The 2,994-nt window shown below is 36.4% G+C and carries 3 protein-coding genes and 1 pseudogene; all 4 read left to right on the forward strand.

Going from position 1 to position 2,994, the window contains the following annotated elements; translation table 11 throughout:
- On the forward strand, positions 1-674 hold a 674-nt coding region (locus OZD62_RS05680; protein WP_275019628.1), incomplete at its 5' end, for a response regulator.
- Positions 675-764: 90 nt separating this feature from the next.
- Positions 765-1,607 (forward strand): ParA family protein, encoded by an 843-nt coding sequence (locus OZD62_RS05685; RefSeq protein ID WP_038199588.1) that lies wholly within the window; start codon positions 765-767, stop codon positions 1,605-1,607.
- Entirely contained in the window at positions 1,604-2,455 is an 852-nt protein-coding gene (locus tag OZD62_RS05690) for a ParB/RepB/Spo0J family partition protein (RefSeq protein ID WP_006279814.1), read from the forward strand. The genes OZD62_RS05685 and OZD62_RS05690 overlap by 4 nt, the downstream gene beginning before the upstream one ends.
- A 235-nt stretch (positions 2,456-2,690) precedes the next feature.
- Positions 2,691-2,774, forward strand: a pseudogene (locus OZD62_RS06275) (WPE palindromic element domain-containing protein); the annotation flags it as partial.
- Positions 2,775-2,994: the final 220 nt, after the last annotated feature.

Consider the following 2,994-nt stretch of genomic DNA (forward strand, 5'->3'; position numbering starts at 1 on the left):
ATGTTGTGATTGAAGTAATTGATACTGGATGTGGAATGACGAGTGATACAACTGAAAAGATCTTTGATCCATTTTTTTCTACCAAAGATATTACCTCTGGTACAGGTCTTGGCCTCTCTACTGTATATGGCATTATTAAACAAACTGAAGGATACATCTATGTTGCTAGCAAAGTAAATCATGGAACTAAATTTAGCATATTTTTGCCCATGGTTTACATATCAGATGAAAATGATAGAGAGGAAGATAGTGAAGAAACAGAAAAACCGGTAGTAAGTGAAATTAAAGGTAATGGTATAATTTTATTAATCGAAGATGAAGATTCAGTAAGGGAATTCATCTCTAAAGCACTCAAAAGAAAAGGATTTGATGTAATAGAAGCAAGCATAGGCAGCGAGGTGCCAGAAATAATCAGTAAAAAAAGTCAACATATAGATCTTATAATCACTGATGTAATCATGCCAGAGGTGAGCGGCCCAGAAATAGTTAAAGAAGCATTGATCCATAGGCCAAATATCAACGTTATTTTTATTTCTGGGTATGCAGAAGATGCTTTTTTAAAGAGTGATGACATCAATATAGAAGATTTTCACTTTTTGCCAAAACCATTCACTCTGAATGAATTAGGAAACAAGGTTCAAAGTGTGTTACACAAAGCAAAAAAGACAGTCTAATTTTAGTGTGGTTAGCAACAAAAAAATTTTCTAATGCAAAAGTTTCTTGCATATATACAATAGAATTATTTTATACATAAGATAAAAGGCGTGAGCAAGATTATTGCAATAGTAAATCAAAAGGGTGGAGTTGGCAAAACCACAACTAGTATAAATTTGTCGACAGCCTTTGCTGCTGTGGGAAAAAGCACTTTATTGGTAGATCTTGATCCTCAAGGAAATGCTAGCACCGGACTCGGGATTTCTTATCGTAGTAGGGAAGAAAAAAACATATACAAAATACTACTAAGCAGCGAAAATAAATTGATAGAATCGGCAATTTTCAATATAAAGGAAATTCCGAATTTATCGCTAATTTCGTCAGTAGTTGATTTGTCAGCTGCAGAAATTGAATTATCGCAACTTGAGCGAGGAAAATTCGTACTAAAAAGCGCATTGGAGAAGATACGCGATAATTATGAGTATATAATCATCGATTGCCCTCCATCACTTGGGCTTCTGACCATAAATGCTTTGACTGCTGCTAATTCTATTATTGTTCCTCTTCAGTGTGAATTTTTTGCTCTGGAAGGATTAAGCCATTTAGTTAAAACTGTGGAGCTAATAAAAAGGAATAACCTAACCCCTTTTTTGGCAATAGAAGGGATAGTGTTAACAATGTATGACAGGCGCAACAAACTCAGTGAACAGATTAAAAACGATATTTGCCAGTATTTAAATGATAAAGTATACAAAACTATCATCCCATTGTATGAGACTGTTATTCCACGTAACGTACGGTTATCAGAAGCGCCTTCTCATGGAAAACCCGCTATTGTGTATGATCTTAAGTGTCCTGGTGCACAAGCATATATAAGTTTGGCAAGGGAAATTTTAAAAAAGCACGCGAGCAGTTGTAAGGAGAAGAAACTAGTAAGCGAGGGCGTAGTATGAAGGATGATAGACGCCTCGGCAGAGGTCTTGCCGGCCTCATAGGCGATAATTATGATAATAAAGAAGATCGACAAGAGCATTTGCCTATTTCATTACTGCACCCAAGCAAATTTCAACCGAGGAAACATTTTGACGAGGAGTCATTAAGAGAACTTGCAAATTCGATAAAGAAAAGTGGCATTATACAGCCTATCGTGGTACGCAAAGATTCAAATGATGATGGTTATGAAATAATAGCTGGAGAACGTCGTTGGCGAGCAAGCAAGATTGCAAATCTTGATAGTGCACCGGTTATCATAAAAGATCTGAGCGACAAGGAATGCTTGGAAGTATCCATTATTGAAAACATACAAAGGCAAGATATTAATCCAATAGAGGAAGGTGAAGCTTACAGAAAACTGATAGATGAGTTTTTCTATACACATGAGGAATTAGCTTCAGCTATAGGCAAAAGCCGCAGCCACATAACCAATATGATTCGGATGTTGTTGCTCCCTGATAGGGTGAAAACAATGATCAATGAGAAAAAATTGTCTATGGGTCATGCAAGAGCGTTGATTAATGTTGAAAATGCGGAAAGTATTGCAGAAAAAATAGTTTCTCAGGGCTTAAGCGTTAGACAAACTGAAAAACTGATAAAGGACCTACATCAAAACAACAATCAAAAAGAGCAGAGATATACTAGAAATCAAGATATGACAGTAATAGAAGGCGCTATATCTTCTCAACTTGGTTTAAAGATCAAAATTAATGACAACAATTCTAAGGGTAAAGTTATGATACGGTATGATAATCCAAATGAATTGGATTTGATATTGAAAATTTTGAATAGGAAACTTGAGGCATAGCTAGTAGTTGGCTAGCAAAGCAACAAACCAATATCAACTGTTGGTGTCATGAAAGTAGCTGACACTGGAATCCAGGAATTTTATTAAGTTGGTAAGCATAAAAGTATAACTTCTACGTCATACCGCCGCGGTATCCGCTAACAAGCAGCGGGATGACGATTGTCAGGGTAGCTGTCATCCCAGTGCCCTGACTACTTGGATCCAGGAAAAAGAATGGTGTCATCCAAGTAGCTGACACTGGGATCCAGAAGACTTAATTTCAACCAAGTGGCTGCATAATAAAGGCTGGATTCCAGTGTCACGCACTGGGATGACACCCTAGTAGAAATCGTTTTTGTAATTGCAACATTCGTGCAATCTTTAGCCATAAATATTAAGAAATTTACCAAATGAAAAAAAAGGCAAAAGAAGCCCTGGGGTTATTATCCGCTTTAAAATATTGGCGTTTTTTATGTTTTAAACGCTTGAAAAGCAAGATTAAGCTGCTTTTAATTGCAACTAACTTACGCTGCAAATGTTTAAGAAGTTTACTAAGCAGA

Source organism: Wolbachia endosymbiont of Drosophila seguyi, assembly GCF_028981765.1.
Classification (GTDB): domain Bacteria; phylum Pseudomonadota; class Alphaproteobacteria; order Rickettsiales; family Anaplasmataceae; genus Wolbachia; species Wolbachia pipientis.